This is a genomic window from Burkholderia sp. A2, assembly GCF_001729305.1.
In the GTDB taxonomy this organism is placed as follows: Bacteria; Pseudomonadota; Gammaproteobacteria; order Burkholderiales; family Burkholderiaceae; genus Burkholderia; species Burkholderia sola.
Genome location: NZ_LZXX01000035.1, coordinates 18,352 through 43,419, shown reverse-complemented (window position 1 = coordinate 43,419; position 25,068 = coordinate 18,352). Strand labels below are relative to the sequence as shown.

Here is a 25,068-nt window from a genome sequence, read left to right as displayed (position 1 = left end):
ACCCCGATGTGCCGGCCCCGCCGTTCCCGCCGGCGCCGCCCTGCACGGTCACGCCGTTGTTGACGGTCACGCTGGTGCCGGTCGAATACACGCCCGCGCCGCCGCCGCCGGCGCCACCGGCAAAATTGAATCCATCGAAGGCCTGGCCTGCGCCGCCTTGCACGTTCACGTTGACCACCACATCGCCGGCGAGCACCACCGCGGGCGCGCCGCCGGGGCCGCCCTGGCCGCTGTCGTTCGTCGCGCCGGTGCCGCCTGTCCCGCCTGACGTGGCGCCGCCGGGAACCTGGACCGTGGCGGAGCCTCCGCCCAACGTGGAGGAACCACCGCCACCGCCGTTACCGCTGCCGCCGTTGCCGCTTCGGTCCGGGATGCCATCGCCGCCGGGGGCGCTGCAATTCGCGATGGTGCCGGCAGAGCACGTGACGGCCCAACCGGGGACGGCCGCACCGGCCAGGCCGAGCGACACGCCGATTGAAACGATGGAAGCGATGGAAGCGCAGCGGCGCGCGGGCGTGGCGCCATGGCCGGCGTCGACTCCGCCGTGGGACGCCCTCGTGCGTTCGGATACCACTTGCGGAGCACGCAAGCTACGGCTCCAGACCAGCCGATAGACCCGGTTCATGTCGATCCCCTCGGTGCATAGACCCATGGGCCTGGCGCTGGTCACGGAGAGGCTGTACCGATGGCGCGACGGACCCGTCGTTGTTGTCTTTCTATGCCGCGCCGGTCCGCGAATACTGATTGTGTTGGCTTATCGGTCGGGGCGCATGCGCGCGCAATATAACACCTGCCCCGAACACACATCCAGGGCTGTCGCGGGGCCGCCACTTTTCCGGGTGCGAGGGGAAGATACGGCACGGCAAACTACCTCTCACGATCGAGCCTGGCAACAAATGCTCGACTTACATCGTCGCTTCGTCGCAGCCTTCGCGTCGCGCTCGCCACCCACGCCGATATGTCGTCGACGCATGTCCGGGCATGCCCTTGAACGCATGACTGAATGCGCTCGTTCATCACGATCGCCCGGAAAAGTCGGCACTGCCTCCTTAGCGCGCCAGAACCCGCTCCACCAACCTCACGAAATAACTCGCCCCCACCGGCAGCAACGCATCGTTGAAGTCATAGCTGGCGTTATGCAGCAGGCAAGGCCCGCCGCCATGCCCATGCACGCGATGATCGCCCGCCCCGTTCCCGAGGAATGCATAGCAACCCGGCTTCTCGCGCAGCATGAACGAGAAATCCTCCGCCGCCATGGTCGGATCGACGGCGGCGTTCACATGCGCGTCGCCGACCAGCTCGCGCATCACCGCCACCGCCACCGCCGTCTGCCCGGCGTCGTTCACGGTGGCCGGATACTGGCGCTGGAAATCCACCTCGCTCTCGCAATCGAAGGCCGCGGCCGTTGCGGCCGCCACGGCGCGCATGCGCGTCTCGATCAGATCGAGCGTCGCCTCGGAAAAGGTCCGCACCGTGCCGCCGAGCCACGCATCGGTCGGCACCACGTTCATCGCCTCGCCCGCATGCACCTGCGTGACCGACAGCACCGCGCCGTCGATCGGATTGCGGTTGCGCGTGACGATGCCCTGCAGCGCGCTCAGCACCTGTCCCGCCGCGAACACCGGATCGCGGCCCAGGTGCGGCATGGCCGCGTGGCAGCCGGCGCCGCGCAAGTCGATCCGGAACAGGCTGGTCGACGCCATCAGCGCCCCCGGCCTCACCGCGAAATCGCCGGCCGCGATGCCGGGCCAGTTGTGCAGCCCGAACACGGCATCCACCGGGAAGCGCTCGAACAGGCCGTCCTCGATCATCGCGCGCGCGCCGCCGCCCGCTTCCTCGGCCGGCTGGAAGAACAACTGCACGGTGCCGTCGAACTCGCCATGCCGCGCCAGATGGCGCGCGGCCCCCAGCAGCATCGCGGTGTGCCCGTCGTGGCCGCACGCATGCATCGCGCCGGGCACCGTCGAACGATGCGCGAACGTGTTGGCCTCGTGCACGGGCAGCGCATCCATGTCGGCGCGCAGGCCGATCGCACGCGCGCTGCCGCCGCGCTTCAAGGTGCCGACCACGCCGGTACGGCCGACGCCGCGCGTGACGGCGTAACCCCACTGCTCGAGCCGCTCGGCGACGAGTTCGGCGGTGCGGAACACGTCGTAGCCCACCTCGGGATGGGCATGGATGTCGCGGCGTATCGCCGTCAGTTCGTCGGCGTGTGCGACGATGGAGTCGATCAGTTTCATGCGGAAGGAAGCGTTTTTGTCGGTCGTCGCGGCGCGGCGGCGGGCCGGCCATGCCGCCCGCCGCCGCGCCGCGAGGCATCGGATCAGATATGGAACAGCTGCGCCACCAGGGTCGCGCCGATGAAGGTGCCGGCATTGGCCACGAACGACACCAGCACGATGCGCCAGCCGAGCCGGCGGAAGGCCGGGATGTCCTTGGCGATCGACAGCCCCGCGAACACCAGCATCGGCGTGGTCACGCCGAGGAAATCGTTGTGCGAGCTGAGCAAGGCGATTTGCGAAGCCCACGGCGACCACGGCGAGGTCAGGAACATCGCCACCACCGATACCCAGCAGACTGCCGGAATCCGCCGCCCCGTCACACGCGCCAGCGCATCGCCGACGATCGTCGCGCACACCATGATCGCGATTCCCGGCAGTCCCGCCAGCGGGGTGGTGCCGTGGGCGATCCAGTCGCACACCAGCGCCATCGCGGCCGTCACGATCCAGGCCAGCAGCTTGCCGCCGTAGCCGAGCGCGGGCGCCTCGGTCCGCACGTCGCCCAGCGACGGGCTGGCCGCTTCGGGCTGCGCCGACGCCTTGGTGGTGCGGCCGATCAGCGGCTCCAGCACGCGATAGCCCCAGACCGCGAGCGGCAGCGAGATGAACAGCGTGAAGTAGGTGCCGATGGTGGTGGTGATCAGGTTGCTGGCCGCGGCGAACGCGAGCACCGATTTCGCCGTCTCGGGGTCCTGCTGCGCGGCGATCGCACCCGAGGCGGCCGCCATCATGCTGCCCGAGCCGACGCCCGAGCCCATCGCCAGCGCGAGCGGATCGAAGATGCCGAGGCTGCTCACGAAACCCGCGAATACGGCGATGAACACCGCGCCGAACACTGTGCCGGTCAGGTACTCGGCCAGCACGCCGCGGCCCTCGGCCGAATCCATCCCGTACTTCTCGCCGATGATCGCGAGGCTCGGCTCGCGGCCCACCGAGAAGGTCGCGCCAATCGCCTCGCGCTTGATGCCGAGCAGCAACGCAAGCGGCAGGCCGAGCAGGATGGTGCCGACGAAGTGGCCGAATTCCTGGAAGGCCAGCGCCCAGCCCGCCGACGCCAGCTTCGGCAGCGCGCTGCCCACCATCAGCCCAAGCTTGGAGACGAACAGCAGCAGCGCCGGCTGCAGGATCGCGGCCGCGAAGAACTGGTCGGGCACGCTCAGGCGCGCGCTGCTGTTCCAGCGCGCGCTGGCCAGCCCCACCGCGGCGCCGAGCAGCAGCGCCCAGATCATCGGCAGCAGCACGACCTTGCCCGGTCCGAGCTTGAACGTGAACGAGCCGATCCATTCCGCCACCAGCAGGATGCCGGCCGCGTAAAGCAGCACCTTGGCGGTGGCCGCGCCGCCCAGCTCGCGGCGCTCGATACCCAGTGCGTGTTCCATGACGAGTCTCCCCTTGAAGCCCGGCTGCCGACGAATGCGGGCCGGTGATTACAGATAACCGAACGCGGTGGGCGGCGCTTCGGCCGTCTCGACCCACACACTCTTGGTCTGCGTGTATTCGTACAGCGCCTCGACCCCGCTCGAGCGGCCGTAGCCGCTCATGCCGTAGCCGCCGAACGGGGAAGCCACGTTGATGGTCTTGTAGCCGTTGACCCAGAAGGTGCCGGCCTTCACCTGCGCGGCCACGCGATGCGCGCGCGCCACGTCGGTGGTCCAGGCCGCGCCGGCCAGGCCGAAGTCGGTGTCGTTGGCGATCGCGATCGCCTCCTCCTCGGTGTCGAACGGGATGGCCGCCACCACCGGCCCGAAGATCTCGGTGCGCGCCACGTCCATCGCGTTCGACACGCCGGCCAGCACGGTGGGCGCCACGAAGTAGCCACCGCGCTCCCCGACGCGCTCGGCCGAGCCGCTGGCAAGCGTGGCGCCCGCCGCCACGCCGCGCGCGATCATCGACATCACGTGGTCGTACTGCTTGCGATTGTTGATCGGGCCCACCTCGGTCGCCTCGTCGAGCGGCGCGCCGACACGGATCTTCTTCGCGCCGGCCGCCACCATCGCGACGAATTCGTCGTAGACGGCGCGCTGCACCAGCAGACGCGAGCCGGCCACGCAGCTCTGGCCCGCGCCGGCGAAGATCGCCGCTTGGGCGGTCAGCGCGGCGCGCTTCAGGTCGGCATCGGCGAACACGATATTGGCCGACTTGCCGCCCAGCTCCAGCACACAGGGCAGCACGCGGCGCGCGGCGGCCTCGGCGATGCGCGCGCCGGTGGCCGGCGAGCCGACGAACACCACCTTGCTCACCACGCGATGCGCGATCGCGGCCTGCCCGGCGGTGTGGCCGAAGCCGGCCAGCACGTTGACCAGCCCGCGCGGCAGCCCCGCCCGCTCGCCGAGCCTCGCGACCGCCAGCGACGTGAAGGGCGTCAGCTCCGAAGGCTTGAGCAGCACGCCGTTGCCCATCGCCACCGCGGGCGCCACCTGCCAGCCGCAGGTGAACACCGGCGCGTTCCACGGCGTGATCTGCAGCACCACGCCGGCCGGCTCGCGGCGCGTGTAGTTGAGGTGCGAGGTCGGCACCGGGATCACGCTGCCGTAGAACTTGTCGGTCCAGCCCGCGTAGTACTCGAACATCTCGGCGACCTTCGCCACCTCGCCCCGGCAGTCGCGGATCGGCTTGCCCGAGCCCAGCGCCTCCAGCCGCGCGATCGCCTCGGCCTCGGCGCGGATCGCGCGCGCCACGTCCTGCATCACGCGGCCGCGCGCGGCATGCGTGAGCGCCCACCATTCGCGCTGCGCGCGGCGTGCGCTTTCGGCGGCATGGTCGACAACGGCCGCGCCGGCGTCGCGATAGGCGAGCGTGGCCTCGCCCGTCGCCGCATCGTCAAGCTGAATCGTGTCGCCCTGGCCGGCGACGAGCTCGCCGTCGATATACGAGCCGATCGTGGCGGCGCCGGGGAAGAAATGCGCGAAGGCGGCGAGCAACTGGTCTGCGTGCTGGGTCATGTCAGGTTTCCGTATAGGTGGGTCGAGCGGGATCGTGGCGCGGGCTGCCGGCCTCATGCAGGGTCGACGAAGTCGACGATGCGGTTGAAGTCCTCGCCGTCGGCGACGGAACCCTCGCTGGCGGCCCACACGCGCGCGGCCTCGCGCGCCACCGGCGCGACGCTGTCGAACTGGTCGAGCAGGCCCAGCGCGAGCCGCACGTCCTTGCGCATCAGCTTCATGGTGAAACCGGAATCGAACTTGCCGTTGAAGATCCAGGTCGGGTAGTTGGTCAGCGTCGCGCTGTTGCGGCCGGAGCCGCCGTTGAGCGCGTCGACCAGCTTTTCCGGGTCGACGCCGGCCGCGCGCGCGGTGCGCACCGCCTCGCTGGCGACCAGCAGATGCACACCGGTCAGCAGGTTGTTGAGCAGCTTGGTGACGTGGCCGGCGCCCACGGGGCCCACATGCACGCGCTTGGCGCTGATCACCGCGAGGATCGGCTCGATGGCCGCGATATCGCTGTCCGAGCCGCCCAGCACCATGGTCATGGTGGCGGTGGCCGCGCCCTTCGGGCCGCCGCTCACCGGGCCGTCGACGAAGCCGATGCCGCGCTCGGCCAGGGCCGCCGCCACGCGCCGCGTGCTGTCCGGATCGGCCGTGGTGGTGTCGATCACGATGCTGCCCGGCTTGGCGTTCTCGAGCACGCCGCCCGCGCCCAGCACCACCGCTTCGACCACCGCCGAGGTCGGCAGCGACAGCAACAGCACGTCGGCGTCGCGCGCGATCTCGGCCACCGAATCGCGCGCCGACAGCACCGCCTGCCCGGCCAGCGCGAGCGCCACGCTGGGCGCCGCGTCGTAGCCGAGCACCGTGTAGCCGCCACGCCGCAGCGAACCCGCCATGCCGCGCCCCATGTTGCCCAGACCGATCACGCCCACCGTTTTCATCCGACGACTCCCGATAGCTGTTGGTTCGAGGCCGGCGCGCCAGCTTGCGCCCGCCTTGCATGGCAACGATGTTCGGTCCGGCGACCCGTATAATCAATCAACGCCAATATTGATATTGTTCTCTTTTTTAGAACGCACGGATCATGAGCGATACCCTTACCGACAGCCGGATCGTCTATTTCTACGAGGCCGTGCGCTGCGGCACGATCCGCGCCGCGGCCGACTGGCTCGACGTGGCGCCCTCGGCCGTGAGCCGCCAGATCGGGCTGCTGGAGAAGGAGCTCGACGCCACCCTGGTGGAGCGCCACGCGCGCGGCGTGACGCCCACCGAGGCCGGACACTACGTGATCGAGTATTTCCGCGAGCAGCTCGCGCACCGCGACGACCTGATCTCGCGCCTGCAGGAGTTGCGCGGGCTCAAGACCGGCCAGGTCAGCCTGGTGCTCGGCGAGGGCTTCGTGTCGGACCTGCTGGCCGGACCCATGCAGCAGTTCTGCCGGCAGTTCCCCGGGATCCATGTCAACCTCGACGTGGGCAGCACCAACGACGTGATCCGCAAAATCTCGAACGACGAGGGCGAGATCGGCCTGGTGTACAACCCGCCCGCCGAGCCCAAGCTGGTGTCGCGCGCGTCGAAGCGGCAGCCGATGATGGCGATCGTCGGCCCCGACTTCCCGCGCCGCAGCCACAAGGTGCTGACGGTGCAGCAGCTCGCCACCTACCCGCTGGCGGCCACCCATCCGTCCTACGGCACGCGGCAGATGATGGAGGCCGTGGAATACGCCGAGCGCGTGCGGCTGACGCCGGTCGTCACCACCAATTCGTTCGCGATCCTGAAGGAGTTCGTGAAATCGGGACTCGGCGTCGCGGTGATGCCGGCCTTCGCGGTAACGGCCGAACTACAGGCCAGGGAGCTGTTCGCGATCGACATCGCGCATCCGATTCTCGAGAACGCCGAGGCGCACATGGTCACGCGTGTGGGTCGCAAGCTGTCGGTGGCCGCCAACAAGATGCTGCAGATGATGACGGGGCAGATGCGGGCGTTTCGTTAGGGGGCTGGCCTGGTTCGTGCCGATGCACGAGAAGGTCAACAGGATCGATCGAAAGTAAACAACCCCAAGTGTCATTTTGCTAAGGATTCGTGGCCCCGACATCCAGGTAATGGCCGCCCCCGTGACCGGACGAGTACCGGCCACGCTTCTTATCGCGTGCAGGGGTAAGCAGCCTTCAATGCCCGGGTAATCATGGTCGCGGCCGGGGCGCCCAGGTCGTGCGGCGAAAGCTTGGTCAGATACCCATAGGTCGCGACAACCAACTCGGTTGTTGCCATCCTGGGCGGCGGGCACCACGCCTTTCCGGCAGTCGTGTCGGCCACGCCGTAGATAAAACTCGTGGCCCGGTTCGTCGAGATCGTTCGTTGCCTCACCTCTCCTTCTTCGAGGCCGGCCAGCGTGCCATTGTCGATTCCGGAGAGCAGAGCCTCTGCCGTTAACGGACGATAAACGTCTGCGGACGGCGTGGCTGCCCTTGCCTGCGTAAGCGGCACGAATCCGTTGAACGTCGTTGCGGCCACCATGGCTACAGATAGTCGAATGCACCAACGCATTGGATCTCCCTATGGGTGAGCAGGCGGATTGGAGGTCAGTCGCACTGATAGAGCGATTGGGTCTTGTCGAAGCGATAACTCAGCAGATCGTCGCGTTGAATCATGAGGTAGGTCGTACCGTCTCCACCGGAGGGCGCGTGCATCCGCCGGGTGCCTGCGTAGTATTCGCCGCCCCACGAAAAGAGGTGACGAATCCGGTCGTCCCCGGGGTTGAGGAAACTGCGCGCATCGGCGATGAACATGCGTTCCGGATCTGCCTGGATCGGCTTCGGCCAGCCACCGAGGAAGTCGCCGAAATTGCCGGCCTGCTCGCCTTCGACGACATCCGGCTGGGGGAAATAGCCGCCGACAGGCCTGTGCAAGAAATCGAATACCGCGTTTCGCTGAGGGCCGACGGCCTCGATCCAGTGAAAAGGCACCACCAACGTGGAATGTGGCTGCAATACTTCCGCCATCGTCTGTTCGTGCCACGGAAAATCCGGTTGTCGGGCGTCGGACAATTCGATCAACGCCGCAGGGGGCGCTTGGCGTTCAAGTGTCTCGGCGGCGACGTCGAACCAATGCAACTGGAACGAGCCGTCGCCATTGCGAGCCGTCAGATCCTCGAACACGCTGAGCACGCCGCGCCGGGGTAAATCACGGTCGAAGCCTGGTTCATTCGACAACGCGCCGAGGTTGATCTGTGCAAGAAAAGCCAGCGGAAATTCACGGCCCAAAGCAACTGCCATCAGGTCGTCGTAACGATCCTCTTGAGCCTGGATGGCCCTGAGCTTGTCCGGGTCGGGGCGGCCGGCTTCTATCGAGCGAAGCCACGCGTCCCGCTCGTGTTCAGACAGCAAAGCCAGGATATCGTCGCTGGGCCGTTGCGATCTGGACGAGGCCGAGCGCTCCCGGTCGCGAATGCGCTGTTCGCGCAATGCGCGAATCCGCGTATCGGCATCCGCGGGCGATCGCCGGTGTGGCCAAGCGAAGCCCAGCGGCAGGTCGGGAAGGCCGCCGATCTTGCTCGTACCAGGCGGCAGTGCGTCGTCGGGTGCTGTCGGCGAACGAACTGAATGGCGGGACGCATCGTCGCCACGATCCGGTCCGCCAACGAGTCCAATCCGGCTTCGCTCAATGCGTGCCGAAGATCTTGTTCGGTGCGGAATGTGCTCATTCGATAATCTTTTCGATAGCCGGCCAGAAGTTGAATTGAACAATTTGAATTTAACCAAAGCCAAACGCGCTCAAACATCCGGATCCGGAATCCGCGCCGACTGAATCACCACCAGCGTATCGCCCGCCTCGATCCTGCACGGCGGATCCTCGTAAAACGAATGGATCTTCCCGCAGCGATCGAGCCCGACCACGATCGCGCCCGGCACGACGTTCGTCAGGCAGCCGATTTCATGCGGCAACGCCTCGCGCTCCACCAGCGTCGCGCGCCCGCGCGTCGACAGCATGTCGTTCACGAACGGCACGATGTAGCGGCTATGGACAGCATCCGCCAGCAGCAGCGCGCCGATCTTCGTCGACGACACGATCACATCCGCGCCGGCCTGCCGCAGTTGCCGCTGGTACAGGTTCTCCTGGATCCGCACGACGATCTTCGTATCGGGCGCGATGCTGCGCACCGACAGGGTGAGCAGAATCGCGGTCGGATCGTCGGTCACCGAAATGATCACGGCCTTCGCCGCGCGCACCTGCGCCTGCTGCAGCAGATCCTCGTGCGCCGGATCGCCGAGCAATCCGGTCACGCCGAGCGACGTCGCCGCCTCGAGGGCCTGCTGCTGCGAATCGATCACGATGATCGTCGCCGGATCGACGCCGCTTTCCAGCAACTCGCGCACCGCGATCGACCCCGACAGGCCATAACCGCACACGACGATATGATCGGACAGTTGCTTCTGCAGGCGTTTCATGCGGAATTCCTCGATGACGCGCTGGATCACGAACTGATACGCCGTGCCCAGGAAAATGAACCAGATGCCGATGCGGATCGGCACGATGAAGAACGCATCGAGCAGGCGCGCCCGCGCCGTGACGGGCACGATATCGCCGTAGCCGACCGTCGCGACCGTGACCATCGTGAAGTACACGAGATCGGCGACCGTCATCGGCGTGCTCTTGGTCGAATCGCGCAAGCCGTCGCGATCGAGATACAGCACGAGGAACGCAAGCGTGCACAACAGCACGACCGCGCCGAGACGGAACAGCAGCGTGCGCCGCGGCGACGTCGCGGGGCGTGTGAACAGCGTGCGCGCACGCGGCGCCTGCCACGGATTGCGGGCGCGGCGCAGGCGCATGCGCAACGAGCGGCGCTGATCGGATGGCGTGGCCAACGGGGAATCTCCTGAAGGATGCGGGCTCGATTCTACGACGGGAACGCGTGCGCCCGGCCGTCACAGCATGCTGCGCGGCCGCACCATCGTTCCGTCGACGAAACGCCGAGCGCGAAACGCCGACAGGTCGAGCGACGGCGCGCCCGTGTCGATCCATTCGGCGAGCAGCCGGCCGACGATCGGCCCCATCGCGAAACCGTGCCCGCAGAACCCCGTCGCGATCGCGAGCCCCGATGGCGTGCCGGGTGCATCGATCACCGGGATGCCGTCCGGCAACACGTCGATCAGGCCGGCCCATGCCTCGACGACCTGCGCATCCTTCAGCGCGGGAAAGATCGCCTTGAGCTTCGCGAGCGCGCGCGGCGCATGCGTGCGATTCGGCTGCGGCTGCGGATCGCGCGGCTCGATCGGCCCGGTCGAGCCGTTGATGCGGGCGAGCACGTCGCGCCACGCGGACGCACCCAGTTGCAGCCGGAATTTGTCGCGCTGCGACCAGAATTGCGGCCAGAAGAGGCTCAAGCCGCGCAAGTGGCCGAGCGTCAGATCGACGTCGACCTGCATGTCGTCGGCGAGATTGATCGCGCCGTTCTTGCGCTGCCGGATGCCGAGGCCATGGCCCCACACCGTCGCCGCCGTCACCGGCGGGACCACGTTGGTGCGCATGCAGGTGCCCCGCACGGCCTGCTGCGGCAGCCGGATGCCGACGCCGTCGAGCAGCCGGAAGCTGGTCGCGCCGGCCGCGCAGATCACGCGCCGCGTGCGGATCGTGCCGCGTTCGGTCTCGACGCCGACGACCGCACCGCCGGCCGTCTCGATCGCGGTCACGCCGCAGCCTTCGAAGAAACGCGCGCCGGCCTCGATCGCGCGCGCCGCGAATGCGGCGGCCACGCGACGCGGCTCGGCCTGCCCGTCGGTCGCCGTGTACAAGCCGCCGAGGGTACGCGCGTGCGTCGACAGCCCGTTCACGCGTTCGTCGATCTGCGCGCGCGTCAGCGTGCGCGTGTCGAGCCCGTGCTCCCGCGCGACGGCGAGCCACGCCTGGAACGACGCCCAGTCGTCTTCGTTGTCCGCGATGTAGAGGCAGCCGCCCTGCCGCCATTCGAGATCGAAGCCGAGCGCGTGCTCCAGGCCTTCCCAGATCCGCATGCCGGCCATCATCAGCGGCACTTCGGCGGATTCGCGTCCCTGCTGTCGCACGAAGCCCCACGCGCGCGTCGATTGCTGGCCGGCGATGCGCGACTTGTCGAGCACGACGGCTTTCAGGCCGCGCAGGCCGAGGTAGTAAGCCGCCGCGCAGCCCATGATGCCGGCGCCGGCGATCACGACGTCGGCCTCGGGCGGAAACGCCGTATCGGCGTAACTCAATGCGTCGTGCAGCGGATAGGTGGTGGTCATTGTTTTCTGTCGAGTGTCAATGCATGGCCGGCAAAGCTTATCGCGGCAACGTCGTCGCATGAAGCGATAAATTGCGGGAAACCGTCATTCGGCGATCCCGTCGAGGCCCACCATCGCATTGACGCCGACCGCAGTCACGTGGCCTGCCGAAGCCACGGCGCCGGAGTCGCGTGTTGCATTGACGGTTGCCGGCGCTTGCGCGTCGATACCGGCAGCGATGAAATCGTCGACCGGCGCCGGTTCTCCGACATCCAAGGCCGTCGCGGAAATTCCATTCGACGATACTCGACGATGCGAGACAGCGGAGCGCAACGCGAGCTGCTGCATCGAAATAAACTTCGCACTCGATGCAGGCGTCCGCTCACGCATCCGGACTTTTTAATTTAATCAGGACTACAAATGCAATGACAGACCGTGCCCGATCCATGCCGGGCATCTGGCGATTGTCGTGTGCAGCCAGTGCGGGTCAACAAACGATCGCGCCAATCGCTTCCTGCTGCCGAAACAGCGATCGATCCGGCGCGATCGACCCTGTTCATGCTCGTGCTCTTACCCACAACGAGGGGCAATCGTCTGCACAAAACGCACGTCGACCGGCCCCGTTTTTTCGGCTTGACGCCCCCGGACCGTCGCGAGATAAACTGTATATCCATACAGTATCGCCGCAGTAAAAATGATCCTCCCCCCATTCGATCCCCCGAAGCTGAACGATCTCACCGAATGGTGGACGAAGTGCACCTACGCGGACGTACAGCGCCTGATCCTCGAAGTGCAGCACCTCCGTCTGACGCTGTGGGAGTTGAAAGCCCACGTCGCGGATGCCTCGCGCCGCATCCGCATGCTCGATCCGGACATGCTCGCGCATGGGTCCGCGCTTCGGCGGCTCGGCTACCTGCTCGACAAGGAAATCGAGCGTGCCAACCCGATCGGGCGCACGCGCGACGTGTATGCGCCGTTTTCGGACGAATGGCGTGCCCGCGCGTCGCTGCGCTGCGCATTGCGCGGCCAGCCCGAGCCAGCCGAGGCAGGCACGCTGCCGAGCACGATTCCGGAATTTCAGCGCATCACCTGGGCCGAGCTTCGCGATCGCTGGCACCACCTGAGCGACAAGAAATCGAATCGGCAGAACGTCGAACAACGCATGGTGCTCGAGATCGCCCGTCAGCGGTCCGTGATCCTTGCGCGGGCGCGCAAGCTGGTCGACGCGGCGATCGCCGAAGCCGCGGCGGATGGAAAACGGCTGTTCGCGCTGGATCAGCTCCAGCGGCTGCTGTCCGTCGAGCGGGAAGATGGCGAGCCGTTCATGTATATGCCGGCGTAGCGAGAACGCGCATCCATTCGTATCGGCCCCACGGCGACATGGCGGACGTTCGATCAACCACGCGGCCATTCGGGCCGGACTTCGCGGTCTGCACGGGCGCCGCCGCTACGCAAGCGCCCTCAGTGCGAATAGCGCGCTTGGGTGCCTGCCGTGCGTTCGAACGGCTGCAGCCTCGCAAGCTGCTCGATCGACATCGCGACGACCTCGAGAACATGCCGCGCGATTTCGTCGGCGGCCATGCCGGCATTGACGTACCGCTCGATGCTCATCGTGCGGGGCGGATAGCCGCCGGCTTCGTCATCGACGATGTCGATCCTGGCGGTACGCCGCTCGGGCGACAGCACGACCTGGACAGTTTTGCCGTGAACGACGGTCTGCATGCACAAAGTGGACATTCGCAGTCTCCAATTGCGTTGCCTTCGGACGATCGATACCTCACAACAGGAGTCATCAATCTACAAATTTCCGAACGCATTCGCAATATTCAGGCACGAATTCCGGCCGTTCGGGGCGCCGCCCTACGCATAGCGGCTCAGCCACTCTTCGGAGAATTGTCTCGCGTACGCGACCGCCTCGGCTTCGGTGTCGAATTCACCCAGCTTGCGGAACGCAGCCTCACGGCTGAAGCCCACCTTCGTGACCTCGACCTGCGCGGCGTATTTGCCGGCCTCCGTCACGCGCGGCTCGCAGTTCATTTCGTATCCGCGCATCAAGAATTTCTTCTGCATCGGTTCAACACTTTTTTGAGACGGCGAAAATCGTAGCACGCAGTTGCACTGGCGTCCGTAAATGTATCCGTGTTGGTTTCACTAGAGGAAACCATCGAGCGCCCCCTTTTGCAGGGCTTCCGCCGGCCCTCGCGCGATATCCTCCGAAACTCGGGCGGATAGCTCGTTCCGGGCGCGTACGTGCCCCGCGCTGGTGCATGTCGCGGGATTACCCACCGCTTCGTGCGGAATCGCGTCCGGGCCGGTGAAATCCTGCCGTGACGGCGCGAACGCGCCTTCGCGCACGCCCGCCGCGACAGGCCGGACGTAACTTCATGACACACCTTTCACACAAACGCACCTTTCACCACACTGAATGCCGACCATTTTGCGGTAAAGTTATCTTTTCCGTGCGTGGCCGGTCGGCTCGCCATTGGACGTCATGAAGACTGTCCGCCGAGACTGCCGCAAGGCGTCGTTCTGAACGTCACAATCCGTTCCCGTAGCATGACCACTGAAGCAATCACCACGGATTCCCTCGCGGTTGCCGAGCGCGTGCGCGAGCTGATGACCCGCAACGGCATCGGCAAGCGCCAGCAGACCACCGAGCTGTGCCGCATCCTCGATCTGAGTTTCTCGCAAGGCCACCGCAAACTGCGCGGCAGCAGCCCCTGGACGCTCGCGCAGATCAAGAAAGTCGCCGAAGCGTACGGCGAGCCCGCCGCCCAGTTGTTCGGCGCGCAAACGCTCGACCCCGGCATGGTCGGCGCCTATTCGCAGGAAGCGGTCCTGTATGCGGGCGTCGCCGAGATTCCGTGCACCGCCTGGATCGGCGCGCCGCTCGAAGCCGGCGCGCGCCCCGAGTTCGTCGCGTACGAACAGAATGGCCGCTGGCGCGTGCTGCGCCATACCGGCGTGCTGTACCAGAACGCGTACGACGTGCACAAGATCGAGATCTACCCGCGCCGCGCGGAGAGCGACAAGCTCGTCATCGCGGTGATCGATCCCGATCGCGTCAGCGCGACCGAGCTGTGCCGCTATCTCGAACGGCAAAGTTTCGCGACGGCCGCGTTCGACGGCCTCGCGGCGTTCGTCGACGCGCTGCAGGGTCAGGCCTTCGACGCAGTCCTGACCGAATGGCTGTTCGACGACGGCACGGCCGCCACCGCAATCAAGGCCGTGCGCACGTCCGACAACCCGGGCGCGCCGATTTTCGTGCTGACGGGCGACCTGCTCACCGGCCGCGCGAGCGAAGCCGACATCAGCGAAGTGATCCGCGCGTTCGACGTGGTGTGCTACGAAAAACCCGCGCGCATGGCGATCCTCAGCGCCGATCTCGCGAAGCGGCTCGCGCGCGGCTGACGTCCGCCGGGCCGGCCGCCCGTCGAATGGCCCACGCACGCGCGGCGCCGCGGGCATGAACGGGTTCCTCAGTACAATAGACGCACCCGTTCACGCTCACGCCGGCATCCGCCGCCCGACTCCATGGCCCGCCTCATCCCCGACGACTGGAAAAGCCTCGCCGCGACCGGCGCGGCCGAACGCGAGCGCGAAACGCTCGCCGCGCTCGAACATGCGCTGCCCGACAGCTACACCGTGTATCACGGCGTCCACTGGACGCGCGCCGACCAGGCGTTCTCGGTGTTCGGCGAAGCCGCGTTCGTCGTCGTGAGCCCGGCCGGCCGCGTGCTGCTGATCGAGCAGAAGGCCGGCTTCCTGCGCGAAACCGCGAAAGGGCTCGTGAAGGTCTACCTGCAGAAGGAGCGCAATGTCCCGATTCAGCTCGCGCGCACGCAGGAAACGCTGCACCGGCGCCTGACGGCCGCGCTCGGCGCGGGCGTCTACGGCGTCGAGGCGCTGCTGTACTGCCCCGACTACGCGATCCGCGACGCATCGATCGCCGGCGTCGCGCCCGACCGCATCGTCGATGCGTCGCGCAAGGCGCAGCTCGCGCAGGTGATCCTGCAGATCCTGCCCGAGGACGACGAACACTTTCCGAACGCGCCGAAGCTCCACCATTTCCTCGCGGACGAGCTCGCGCTCACGCCCGACACGAGCGCGCTCGTCGGGCAGGCCGGCACGCTCGTCACCCGGCTGTCGGGGGGGCTCGCCGCATGGGCGCGCCAGCTCGACTTCACGCCGTTCCGGCTGCGCGTGACGGGCACCGCCGGGTCGGGCAAGACACAGCTCGCGGTGCAGGTGATGCGCGACGCCGTCGCGGCCGGCCAGCGCGTGCTCTACGTATGCTTCAACCGGCCGCTCGCCGACTACATCGCGCGCATCGCGCCGCCCGGCGCGAAGATCGCGAACTACCACCAGCTGTGCGACTGGGTCGCGCGCGACGGCGGCTATACGCCCGACTTCCAGACGCCCGGCGAATTCGAACGGCTCGAGGCGCGCTTCGCCGAGACGCCGATTCCGGAGCGCTGGCGCTTCGACGTACTGATCGTCGACGAAGGGCAGGATTTCCATGCGCCGTGGGCGGCCGCGCTGGAGCGCCTGCTCGCGCCGGACGCTGCATGGTGGTGGCTGGAAGATCCGCTGCAGAACCTGTACATGCGCGAACCCGTCGCGCTGCCCGGCTGGGTCACGCTGAAGGCGCTCACGAATTACCGCAGCCCGCGCGACCTGCTCGAATTCGTGCGCGACGTCGTCGGTCGGGTCGAGCCGCTCGCGGCCGAACTGCGCTCGGGCAGCCCGTTCGACGGCTCCGATCCGTCGGTGTCGGCATACGGGGAAGACGGCACGTCGGGCGACGCACTGGCGCAAGCCTGCATCGACGCGACCAAGCGCGCGATCACGCAGGCGCTGTCGCTCGGCTTCCGCAAGCAGGACATCGCGGTGCTGTCGTACCGCGGCCGCGAAGGCTCGGTGCTCGCGCCGCTCGACCAGCTCGGCCCGCACCGGATCAAGCGCTTCACCGGCAAGTACGATCTGTTCGGCAACCCGGAATATCGCGAAGGCGACGTGCTGCTCGATTCGATCTACCGCTTCAAGGGCCAGTCGGCGCCGTGCGTGATCCTCACCGAAGTCGACTTCGACACGCTTGACGCGCGTGCCGCGCGCAAGCTGTTCGTCGGCGCGACGCGCGCGACGATGAAGCTGCTGATCGTCGCGTCGTCGCGCGCGGCAGCGCAGCTGGCGGACGCGGCGGGTTGACGCGGCGGGCGGACGCCTGCCCGCCCGGGGACGAACGCGACATCGCGGTTGTCGACACAATCGGGCACATTTCTCAATGCCCGGGCCCCTTGTCCACGCTCGTTCGACCCGTTTAGGCCATACCTGACGGTTTGTCCGTTTGCAGACGGCTTTTACGATGCCAGGCCATTCGTTGCAAACGGAATAGTTGGTGAAATATGCCGAATAGAGCCATCAGATACATTGGCCTAACCATTGCCATCTACATATGCGCAGGTTTGATCATTCATTTCAGTCGCCCCGCCTACGGACGATGTGACTTCTATGATCGCCCGGATACATTAGATGGCGGCATAAAAAACATGAATGGCGTTTGGTATCGATTCAAGCTGTGTGGCACTGGCGGGAATGATCAGGACGCGACCGACGACAACATCGAACTAAGCGTGTTTAGTGAAAATGGCGAACTTCTTGCGAGACGATATTTCTCCGTCAACTGGTATCACGGAGATAGCTCTCACCCACCCCTGCGTTACGAGGGCAACCTGGTTCGCTATATCGACTTGACCGATGAATCGAATATAAAAAAACATCTGATGATCCCCCCCTCCAAGTGGGATTGGCTTCGCGCCAGATTGCCTTTGTTTTAAGGGTTACAACCTAAGTTTTGAGTTATAAGAAACAAAGCCCCGCCAGCGGGGCTTTGTTTCTCGACAGACTGCGCGCTCGGATCACCGACGAGAGCATCGACCAACCACGAAACAGGTCGCATCGGCCCACTGATCCGCGGCAATTCACCTCGTCACGCTCAACCCACCCGAAACGCCCCCACCGCGCGACGCAGCCCATCCGCCTGCTCCTCGAGCGACGCGGCAGCCGCGGCCGCCTGCTCGACGAGCGCCGCGTTCTGCTGCGACACCTGATCCATCTGCGACACCGCGCGGTTCACCTGCTCGATCCCGTCGCGCTGCTCGCTCGAGGCGGCCGCAATCTCCGTCATGATGCCCGTCACGCGCCCGATCGCCTGCTGGATGTCCTGCATCGTCGCGCCGGCCGTACCGACGAGCCGCGAGCCGGTCGCGACACGTTCGACCGATTCGCCGATCAGCGTGCGGATTTCCTTTGCCGCGGACGCCGAGCGTTGTGCCAGCGTGCGCACCTCGCCCGCGACCACCGCGAAGCCGCGGCCCTGCTCGCCCGCGCGTGCGGCTTCGACTGCCGCATTCAGCGCGAGGATGTTGGTCTGGAACGCGATGCCTTCGATCGTGCCGATGATGTCGGCGACCTTCTGCGAGCTCCGGTCGATCTCGTTCATCGTGCCGATCACCTCGCCGACGACCGTCGCGCCGCGCGTCGCGATCTCGCTCGCGCTGTCCGCGCAGGCCTGTGCCTCGAGCGCGTGGTCCGCGTTCTGCTTCACGGTTGCCGTCAGCTGCTCCATGCTCGCGGCCGTCTCCTGCAGCGCCGACGCCTGTTCCTCGGTGCGCTGCGACAGGTCGGTGTTGCCGGCCGCGATCTGGTGCGTCGCCGTCGAGATCGCTTCGGAACCCTGGCTCACCTGACGCACCGTATCCGCGAGGCTGCGCTGCATGCCGGTCACGCCGTTGACCAGTTCGGCCATCTCGTCGCGCGACGACCAGTGCAATTCCGACGTGAGATCGCCGTCCGACAGCCGGCGGAAATGCGACAGCAGGCGATTCACCGGTTGCGTGATCGCGAAATGCAGGCCGATCGCGCAACCAAGACACGCGGCCAGCCCAAATGCGATGCCCGCGAGCGCGCCCATGCGCATCCAGCCGTAATAGGTCTGCGCGGTGTCGTACACGTCCTTGCCGCGCGCGGCCTGGTACGCATCGAGCGCGTCGGTCGCCTGCGTGAGCGCGACCGACAGCGGCGGTGCGACCGTCATCAGCAACCGGTCGGCTTCGTCGCGCCGCCCGTCGCGGATCGCATCGATCATCGGCTTCAGTGCCTGTCCGATCAGCGCCTGACGCGCGGCATCGAGGCGGCTCGCGAGCGGGCCTTCGTCGTCGCCGTGCGGCATCGCCGCGTAGCTGCGCCACGCCGTGTCGGCCTTCGCCAAATAACCTTCGGCCTTCTTGACGAGATCGGGCACCTCCGTCGCTTCCGGATGCAGCAGCGCACGGTCGAGCGTCGTGCGCACGATCGTCAGGTTCAGGCTCGCCGCGGACAGCGCGGTCTTCGCCGCCAGTTGCCGCGTATAGGCCTCGTCGAGGGCGCGATTCGAGCTCTGCATGCCCGCAAGGCCGATCAGCCCCGACACGACGAGCAGCGCGGCGACGAGACCGAGCGTGGAGAAAATCCGCGTACGGATCGAGAAACGGGAAAACAGGGCGTTCAGGTTCATGACGGCACGTGAGCGAGAAAAAATGCCGCGGCAATCGGTCCGCGGCCCTCTGTATTACGGTGTGCCTGCAAAAAACTTGAGTCCGCCCCTGCTTCGCGGCTGATCGTCGTCAATTTTTCGGGCCGGCAATCTCCATCGGGCGCGACGCTGTTCCGTTCGATCGGCGGCTTGCTCGGCGTCGCCGGGTTCGGCGCGCTGTTGTCGCACAGGCTGCAGTCGCGGATGATGCACGCGCTGCCGGCCGGCACGGCGCGGCCCCCTGCGCTCGGCCTGGCCGCCGTGCACCGGTTACCGGACCCGGTGCGCGACGCGCACGTCGACGCATTCGCCGGCTCGCCGCACGTCGTGTATCCGGCGGCCGCGGCGGTCGGCGGTCGGCGGTCGGCGGTCGGCGTGCTCGTGCTCGCATGGTTCGTCGAGGATGCGCCGCAGCGCCAGCACCACCGAGCGGTCGGCTCCTCGCGGCGCGACCGTCGAACCGCGACTCGCCCCGTCCGCGCCCGCCGTCACGCCAGCAGCACGACACCGCCCGTCGTCGCGCGCGACTCCAGCAACCGGTGCGCATCGGCCGCCTGCTCGAGCGGCAGCCGCGCGCCGATCTCGACGTGCATCCCGCCCGCCAGCCGGTCGAGCGTCGCACGTGCGGCGTCCCGATACGCGCCGACGTCGCGCGCGATGAAACCGAGCACGCTCGGCCGCGCCAGCGCGATCGAACGGGCCGGCCCGAGTTCGTCGAGATCGAACGTCTGCCGCGCGCCCATCGCCGCCACCTGCCCGATACTCGCGACCATGCCGAACGGACGAATCGCCCCCAGCGTGCGGGTCAGCACGTCGCCGCCGATCCCGTCGATCGCATAGTCGACGCCCGCACCGCCGCCGAACGCACGCGCGCCCGCGACAAAGTCTTCCTCGCGATAATCGATCACCGCTTCGGCGCCGTGCGTGCGCACGAGCGCGGCTTTCGCGGCCGATCCGACCGTGCCGATCACGCGCGCGCCGAGCGCATGCGCCCATTGCGTCGCCAGCAGCCCGACGCCGCCGGCCGCCGCATGCACGAGCACCGTATCGCCGGCGCCGACCTGCCGGACGCGATGCATCAGCATGTAGACGGTGATGCCCTTCAGCAGCCCGGCGGCGGCGGCTTCGTCGCTCAGCCCGTCGGGAATCGGCAGCACGCGCCCGGCCGGCATCGTGCGCAGGCTCGCATAGCTGCCGGTCGGCATGCCGGCATACGCGACGCGCTGGCCGGGCACGAGCTCCGTCACACCCGGGCCAACCGCATCGATCACGCCGGCTGCCTCGACGCCGAGCGCCTCCGGCAGCGCGGGCAACGCGTGCGCGCCCGTCCTGAAATAGATGTCGACGAAGTTCACGCCGATCGCGGTCTGTCGAATCCGCACTTCGCCGGCGCCGGGCGGCGCGACAGGCGCATCGACGCGGCGTAGCACGCCGGCGTCGCCGTAACGGTCGATGCCGATCCGGATGGCGTTGGCTGTTTGGGTCATGACGTTCCTCGCTGTCGAATGAAGTGACACGATCATCCCATCGTGCATAATCGAACGGAATTCACGCTGAACGCCCATTTACTGTGCAAAATTCGACCGATCACGATTCCGCCGCCACGCCTGCGCCGCCGATGAGCTGGGACGATATCCGCTACTTCCTTGCGGTGCTGCGCGGCGGCAGCCTGTCAGCCGCGGCGCGGGCGCTGCAGGTCCAGCATTCGACGGTCGCGCGGCGCATCGACGCGCTCGAGTGGGCGCTCGGGATCCGGCTGTTCGACCGGCTGCCGCGCGGCTGGCCGCTCACCGACGAAGGGCTGCACTTGGCCGAGCACGCCGCGCGCCTCGAAGCCGACGCGCACGCGTTCGCGCGCGCGGCGCAGGGGGCCGCGGCGCTCGACGGTGTGGTGCGCGTGTCGGCGTCGCCGGTATTCGCGAGCCACTTCCTCGCGCCACGCCTGGCCCGCGCGCAACGTGCGTGGCCCACATTGCGGATCGACCTGATGGGCGAGATGCACGCAGCGAACCTGTATGCGCGCGAAGCCGATCTCGCGGTGCGGCTGTCGCGGCCGAGCGAACCGGGGCTCGCCGCGCGCCGGCTCGGCACGATGCGCTTCGCGCTGTGCTCGGCGCCGGACTGGGCCGCCGCGCCGCCCGACACGTGGACGTTTCTCGGCTACGACGGCGCGCTCGCGCAGATGCCGCAGCAGCAATGGCTCGAACGCTTCGCGGCCGGACGCCGCTTCGCGTTTATCGCCAACGATCTGGCCGCACTGCACCGCGCGTGCCTCGCCGGCGCGGGCATCGCGTTGTTGCCGCGCTTCCTGCTCGACGATCCGGCGTTCGACGCCTTGCCGGCGGCGCCCCGGTCGCCCGGCGAACCCGACACCGGCGGACCGCAAGACGCGGCCGACACCCACGTCGACAAAACCGCCCGCGCCGCCACGGCGCTCGTCGAGCTCACGGCCGCGCCGCGCTGCGACATCGAGCGCGAAATCTGGCTCGTCGTCCACCCGGACGTGCGCCGGTCGCCGCGCGTGCAGCGCGTCGCGGATGCGATCGCCGATGCGGTGCACGCGGCCGACGGGCGGCTCTGACGCCCCGGCCGTCGTAACCGCTGCTCAGGATTGCCGGGCAGGTGCCTGCTGCGGTTCGCCGGCACCGCCCGCACGGTCGCGATGCGAAGCCGAGCGTCGATGATCGATCAGGCCGACCGCGAGCGCCGCCGCCAGCGCTGGCAACCCGATCGCCATGAAGTTCTGCTCCAGCGGCAGATCGATGCCCACCAGCACGCCGATCACGATCGGCGCGAGGATCGCGCCGCCGCGGCCGATGCCCAGCGTCCAGCCGATGCCGGTCGAGCGGATCGCGATCGGATAGAACTGCCCCGCATACGCGCAGTTGACGATCTGCGTGCCGATGGTCGACGCGCCAGCCAGCCCGACCAGCACGAACAGCAGCGCGGTCGGCATCCTGTAGCCGAGCAGCGTGATCGACACCGCGGCGAGCAGATACATCGAAACGAGCACCGTCTTGATCGGAAAGCGATCGGCCAGCCAGCCGCCGCCGATCGCGCCGACCATCGCGCCGGCGTTCAGCACCAGCACGAACGTCAACGCGGAACCGAGGCTGTAGCCCGCCCCCGCCATCAGCCGGGTCAGCCACGAACTGAGCGCGTACACCATGAACAGGCACATGAAGCAGGCGATCCAGAACATGATCGTGCTGAACCCGCGACCGTCGTCGAACAGACGGCGAACCGGCGTGTTGCCAGCCTGGCTCTCGCGCGGGAACACATGGCGGTCGTCCGGCAGAGGCCGGTACGCGGGATCGAGCCGGCTCGCGATGCGCGCGAGTTCGCCCGTCCTGCCGCGCCGTACCAGGAACGACATCGATTCCGGCATCCATTTCACGAACAGCGGGACGAGCAGCACCGGCGCGCCCGCGGCGACGAACACCGACCGCCATCCGTACGCCTCGATCATTCCCTTGCCCATCACGGCCGCCAGCATGCCGCCCACCGAATAACCGCTGAACATCAGCGTCACCAGCGTGCTGCGCACGCGGCGCGGCGCGTACTCGGTCATGTGGGCAATCACGTTCGGCATCACGCCGCCGATGCCGATGCCCGCCACGAAGCGGGCAGCGCCGAACAGCGCGGGCGTCGGCGCCAGCCCGGCCGCCGCGGTAAAGACGCTGAACAGCGTCAGGCAGGCCGCGATGGCGCGGCGGCGCCCGATCCGCTCGGCGACGGTTCCGAACACGATGTTGCCGAACATCATGCCGAACAGCGCCGAACTCACCATGAAGCCGGCATGCGCGGGGCTGACGCCCATGTCCTTCATGATCGCCGGCAGCGCGATGCCTGCCACCGCGAGATCGTAGCCGTCGAACACGATGATCAGCGCGCACCAGAACAGCACGACGCCGTGCAGCGGACCCAGCCGCGCATCGTCCGAGAGCGCCTGCAGGTTGATTTGACGCATGGAATTCCTTCTTTTTTCAGGGGGAGGCTTCGAATCAGTACGATCGCTCGGCCTGCATATTTAGTAGTTGTCCGAAGTTACGTGGCGAGATGCACGGCCCTCCAGCACGCGTCGGCGCAGTGTAGGAAGCCACAATGATTCCCACTATCCGGAATTTGCAGGCCGTGCACGAATTCAATCCGTTTTTTCTCGTGCCGCGCGCTATCCGGATTTTTCCTGGGCGGGGAACAGGACTATCCGATTCTTGCAAACCCTCGCGATACTTTGGACAAGCCTGACGAAGGTCAATATCATCCGTCCAGGAGATTTCGCGCACGCAAGAGAAACCGATGCGGCACGACGCGCATCCGCGGCCAGCCGGATGCGCTGTACGGAAATGCCGCACAGGAGACGCCCCATGCCCCTCACGCCGAATGCGGACGTGATGTCCGCGTTGTACCGGAATTGCCTGTTCCGATCCGGATCCCGCACGGATGCGCACGAGCAGGTCTCGGCGGAGCTGGCCGAGCATGTGCTGCGCTGGAAGCACGGCGTCGCCGACGCCGCCCTTTTCAAGGGGCGACTGAATCGTTTGAGCGTCTACGCGCTGCAATACGGCGCCGAAGTCGAGGTCGCGCCGCGCCCGTTCGACGGTTTTTCGCTCGTCCACACGTCGCTCGCGGGCGGTGCCGAAATCGAGTGCGACGGGCATGTGATGGACGTGCTCGAAGGACGCACCGCCGTGCTCGCGCCCAGGACGCGCGTCCACCTGCGCTGGCGGCCCGGCACCCTGCAACTGATCGTCAAGGTCCCCGACGCGCTGCTGCACGCGGTTTCCGGCTGCCCGCCCGACGACGGAAGGCCCGGCCTCGTGCCGGGATTTCTGTTGCCGCCCGCACTGGCCTCGCAATGGGACCTGATCGCACAGTCGCTGCTCAACGTCCTCGCGGTGACCGGCGACGGCGGCATCCGGGCCGAGTGGCGCGACCACTTCGAACGCAGCCTCGCACTATTCCTGCTCGTACATTGCCCGCCATCGCCGACAACCGCGCATGCCCTCGCTTCACCGGAAGCGTGCGATCTTCCGGGGCCATCCGGATCCGGAGGCGGCATCCGGCAAATGGACGCGCTCCTCGAATTCATCCATGCGCGACTCTGCGCACCCATCTCGCTCGAGGATCTCGCCAGGGCGGCCGGCGTCAGCTTCCGGACGCTGAACGTGCTGTGCCGCCGCTACCACGGCGCAACCCCGATGGAACTGCTGCGCAACATCCGGCTCGACGCCGCCCGCGCGCAGTTGCTGACCGACCCGATGGCCAGCATTACCGATACGGCGCTGACGTTCGGTTTCGGCCATCTCGGCCGTTTTTCGGGCTACTACTTCGCCCGCTTCAACGAGCTGCCGCGCGACACGCAGCGCAAGCGGCTGCCGAACTGAACGCGACGATGCGCGACGCCCGGCCTCCACCGCCGCTTTACGCGCCGCGCAATTGCCCGCATAGTCAGGGTTTGCCCGCATCCACGCCCCTTGCCATGTCCGCCACGCCAGCCGCCTGCGTCGTCCGCGACGCGACCGATGCCGATCTCGCCGCCATTCACGCGATCTACGCACACCATGTGCGCCACAGCGTCGCGTCGTTCGAGGAGACGCCACCCGACGTCGACGAACTGCGCGGCCGCCGCGACGCGGTGCTGCGTCACGGGCTGCCCTATCTCGTCGCGGAATGCGACGGCCGCATCGCCGGCTACGCGTATGCGACGCCCTATCGCACGCGCAGCGCGTACCGCTTCACGATCGAGGATTCGATCTACATCGACGATGCGCAACGCGGGCGAGGCATCGGCCGCGCGTTGCTGGCGGCGCTGATCGCGCGCTGCGAAGGCGGCCCGTGGCGGCAGATGATCGCGGTAATCGCCGACGGCGGCACCGGCGGCTCGACGTCGCTGCATCGCGCATTCGGCTTCGAACCGGCCGGCCAGCTGAAAGCGGTCGGTTTCAAGCACGGCCGCTGGATCGACACCGCGCTGATGCAGCGCCCGCTCGGCGACGGCGCGAACACGCGCCCCGCCTCGCCCGAGCCTGCCGCGGCGCGCTAAA

The 25,068-nt window shown here is 67.4% G+C and carries 23 protein-coding genes and 1 pseudogene; 9 read left to right on the top strand and 15 right to left on the bottom strand.

The features are described 5' to 3' along the window. The 5 genes from A9Z05_RS34000 to A9Z05_RS03440 form a co-directional block, all read right to left on the bottom strand. Window positions 1-625, bottom strand: a 625-nt coding sequence (locus A9Z05_RS34000; protein WP_218077799.1) for an ESPR-type extended signal peptide-containing protein, incomplete at its 3' end; no start/stop codon positions are given. Window positions 626-1,049: 424 nt separating this feature from the next. Further along, window positions 1,050-2,240 (bottom strand): M20 aminoacylase family protein, encoded by a 1,191-nt coding sequence (locus tag A9Z05_RS03455; RefSeq protein WP_069616883.1) that lies wholly within the window; start codon window positions 2,238-2,240, stop codon window positions 1,050-1,052. An 83-nt stretch (window positions 2,241-2,323) separates the two neighbouring features. Beyond that, window positions 2,324-3,658, bottom strand: a complete 1,335-nt coding sequence (locus tag A9Z05_RS03450) for a DUF3100 domain-containing protein (RefSeq protein WP_069616882.1) — start codon at window positions 3,656-3,658, stop codon at window positions 2,324-2,326. 48 nt (window positions 3,659-3,706) lie between these two features. Continuing rightward, the gene (locus A9Z05_RS03445; RefSeq protein WP_069616881.1) at window positions 3,707-5,221 is read right to left on the bottom strand and encodes an aldehyde dehydrogenase; all 1,515 of its coding nucleotides are present in this window, start codon (window positions 5,219-5,221) and stop codon (window positions 3,707-3,709) included. A 53-nt stretch (window positions 5,222-5,274) separates the two neighbouring features. Further along, window positions 5,275-6,147: an NAD(P)-dependent oxidoreductase gene (locus tag A9Z05_RS03440; RefSeq protein ID WP_069616880.1), complete on the bottom strand. Its 873-nt coding sequence runs from the start codon at window positions 6,145-6,147 to the stop codon at window positions 5,275-5,277. A gap of 143 nt (window positions 6,148-6,290) precedes the next feature. Here A9Z05_RS03440 and A9Z05_RS03435 point away from each other — a divergent pair, with 143 nt between their 5' ends. Then, a complete protein-coding gene (locus A9Z05_RS03435; protein ID WP_069616879.1) occupies window positions 6,291-7,199 on the top strand; it encodes a LysR family transcriptional regulator in 909 nt (302 codons plus the stop codon). 149 nt (window positions 7,200-7,348) lie between these two features. Here the strand turns inward: A9Z05_RS03435 and A9Z05_RS03430 are convergent, their stop codons facing one another. The 5 genes from A9Z05_RS03430 to A9Z05_RS36765 form a co-directional block, all read right to left on the bottom strand. Continuing rightward, window positions 7,349-7,723: a Rap1a/Tai family immunity protein gene (locus tag A9Z05_RS03430; protein ID WP_069616878.1), complete on the bottom strand. Its 375-nt coding sequence runs from the start codon at window positions 7,721-7,723 to the stop codon at window positions 7,349-7,351. 65 nt (window positions 7,724-7,788) lie between these two features. After that, complete coding sequence (locus A9Z05_RS03425) at window positions 7,789-8,952, bottom strand: DUF1963 domain-containing protein (RefSeq protein ID WP_256121831.1); 1,164 nt, start codon at window positions 8,950-8,952, stop codon at window positions 7,789-7,791. A gap of 27 nt (window positions 8,953-8,979) precedes the next feature. Further along, on the bottom strand, window positions 8,980-10,074 hold the full coding sequence (locus A9Z05_RS03420) for a TrkA family potassium uptake protein (RefSeq protein WP_069616877.1): 1,095 nt from the start codon (window positions 10,072-10,074) through the stop codon (window positions 8,980-8,982). Window positions 10,075-10,134: 60 nt separating this feature from the next. Beyond that, on the bottom strand, window positions 10,135-11,469 hold the full coding sequence (locus tag A9Z05_RS03415; RefSeq protein WP_069616876.1) for an FAD-binding oxidoreductase: 1,335 nt from the start codon (window positions 11,467-11,469) through the stop codon (window positions 10,135-10,137). Between the two features lie 84 nt (window positions 11,470-11,553). Continuing rightward, window positions 11,554-11,796: a hypothetical protein gene (locus A9Z05_RS36765; protein ID WP_176730138.1), complete on the bottom strand. Its 243-nt coding sequence runs from the start codon at window positions 11,794-11,796 to the stop codon at window positions 11,554-11,556. A gap of 346 nt (window positions 11,797-12,142) precedes the next feature. On the opposite strand from A9Z05_RS36765, the gene A9Z05_RS03410 reads away from it, so the two are divergent. Further along, on the top strand, window positions 12,143-12,790 hold the full coding sequence (locus A9Z05_RS03410) for a hypothetical protein (protein ID WP_069616875.1): 648 nt from the start codon (window positions 12,143-12,145) through the stop codon (window positions 12,788-12,790). A 119-nt stretch (window positions 12,791-12,909) separates the two neighbouring features. On the opposite strand, the gene A9Z05_RS03405 is transcribed toward A9Z05_RS03410, so the two are convergent. Both A9Z05_RS03405 and A9Z05_RS03400 read right to left on the bottom strand, forming a co-directional pair. Further along, on the bottom strand, window positions 12,910-13,185 hold the full coding sequence (locus tag A9Z05_RS03405) for a hypothetical protein (protein ID WP_069616874.1): 276 nt from the start codon (window positions 13,183-13,185) through the stop codon (window positions 12,910-12,912). 123 nt (window positions 13,186-13,308) lie between these two features. Further along, window positions 13,309-13,518, bottom strand: coding sequence for a hypothetical protein (locus tag A9Z05_RS03400; RefSeq protein WP_034204620.1), 210 nt, complete (start codon window positions 13,516-13,518; stop codon window positions 13,309-13,311). A gap of 486 nt (window positions 13,519-14,004) precedes the next feature. Between A9Z05_RS03400 and A9Z05_RS03395 the strand changes: the two genes are divergently transcribed. The 3 genes from A9Z05_RS03395 (at window position 14,005) to A9Z05_RS33995 (ending at window position 17,285) form a co-directional block, all read left to right on the top strand. Continuing rightward, window positions 14,005-14,859: a helix-turn-helix domain-containing protein gene (locus A9Z05_RS03395; RefSeq protein WP_069616873.1), complete on the top strand. Its 855-nt coding sequence runs from the start codon at window positions 14,005-14,007 to the stop codon at window positions 14,857-14,859. Window positions 14,860-14,982: 123 nt separating this feature from the next. Next, window positions 14,983-16,656, top strand: a complete 1,674-nt coding sequence (locus A9Z05_RS03390) for an ATP-dependent helicase (protein WP_069616872.1) — start codon at window positions 14,983-14,985, stop codon at window positions 16,654-16,656. A gap of 257 nt (window positions 16,657-16,913) precedes the next feature. After that, a complete protein-coding gene (locus A9Z05_RS33995) occupies window positions 16,914-17,285 on the top strand; it encodes a hypothetical protein (protein ID WP_249190198.1) in 372 nt (123 codons plus the stop codon). A 158-nt stretch (window positions 17,286-17,443) separates the two neighbouring features. Here the strand turns inward: A9Z05_RS33995 and A9Z05_RS03385 are convergent, their stop codons facing one another. Then, window positions 17,444-19,003 carry a methyl-accepting chemotaxis protein gene (locus A9Z05_RS03385; RefSeq protein WP_069616871.1) on the bottom strand — a complete coding sequence of 520 codons (1,560 nt, stop codon included), beginning with the start codon at window positions 19,001-19,003 and terminating at the stop codon, window positions 17,444-17,446. Between the two features lie 135 nt (window positions 19,004-19,138). On the opposite strand from A9Z05_RS03385, the pseudogene A9Z05_RS37475 reads away from it, so the two are divergent. Next, window positions 19,139-19,447, top strand: a pseudogene (locus A9Z05_RS37475) (EmrB/QacA family drug resistance transporter); the annotation flags it as partial. Between the two features lie 62 nt (window positions 19,448-19,509). Here A9Z05_RS37475 and A9Z05_RS03380 read toward each other — a convergent pair. Continuing rightward, on the bottom strand, window positions 19,510-20,508 hold the full coding sequence (locus A9Z05_RS03380) for a quinone oxidoreductase (protein WP_069616870.1): 999 nt from the start codon (window positions 20,506-20,508) through the stop codon (window positions 19,510-19,512). A 131-nt stretch (window positions 20,509-20,639) separates the two neighbouring features. Here A9Z05_RS03380 and A9Z05_RS03375 point away from each other — a divergent pair, with 131 nt between their 5' ends. Next, window positions 20,640-21,602 (top strand): LysR family transcriptional regulator, encoded by a 963-nt coding sequence (locus tag A9Z05_RS03375; protein WP_069616885.1) that lies wholly within the window; start codon window positions 20,640-20,642, stop codon window positions 21,600-21,602. Between the two features lie 24 nt (window positions 21,603-21,626). Here the strand turns inward: A9Z05_RS03375 and A9Z05_RS03370 are convergent, their stop codons facing one another. Beyond that, a complete protein-coding gene (locus tag A9Z05_RS03370; protein WP_069616869.1) occupies window positions 21,627-22,991 on the bottom strand; it encodes an MFS transporter in 1,365 nt (454 codons plus the stop codon). 397 nt (window positions 22,992-23,388) lie between these two features. Between A9Z05_RS03370 and A9Z05_RS03365 the strand changes: the two genes are divergently transcribed. Continuing rightward, entirely contained in the window at window positions 23,389-24,408 is a 1,020-nt protein-coding gene (locus tag A9Z05_RS03365) for an AraC family transcriptional regulator (protein ID WP_069616868.1), read from the top strand. Between the two features lie 95 nt (window positions 24,409-24,503). Beyond that, the gene (locus tag A9Z05_RS03360; RefSeq protein WP_069616867.1) at window positions 24,504-25,067 is read left to right on the top strand and encodes a GNAT family N-acetyltransferase; all 564 of its coding nucleotides are present in this window, start codon (window positions 24,504-24,506) and stop codon (window positions 25,065-25,067) included. Window position 25,068: the final 1 nt, after the last annotated feature.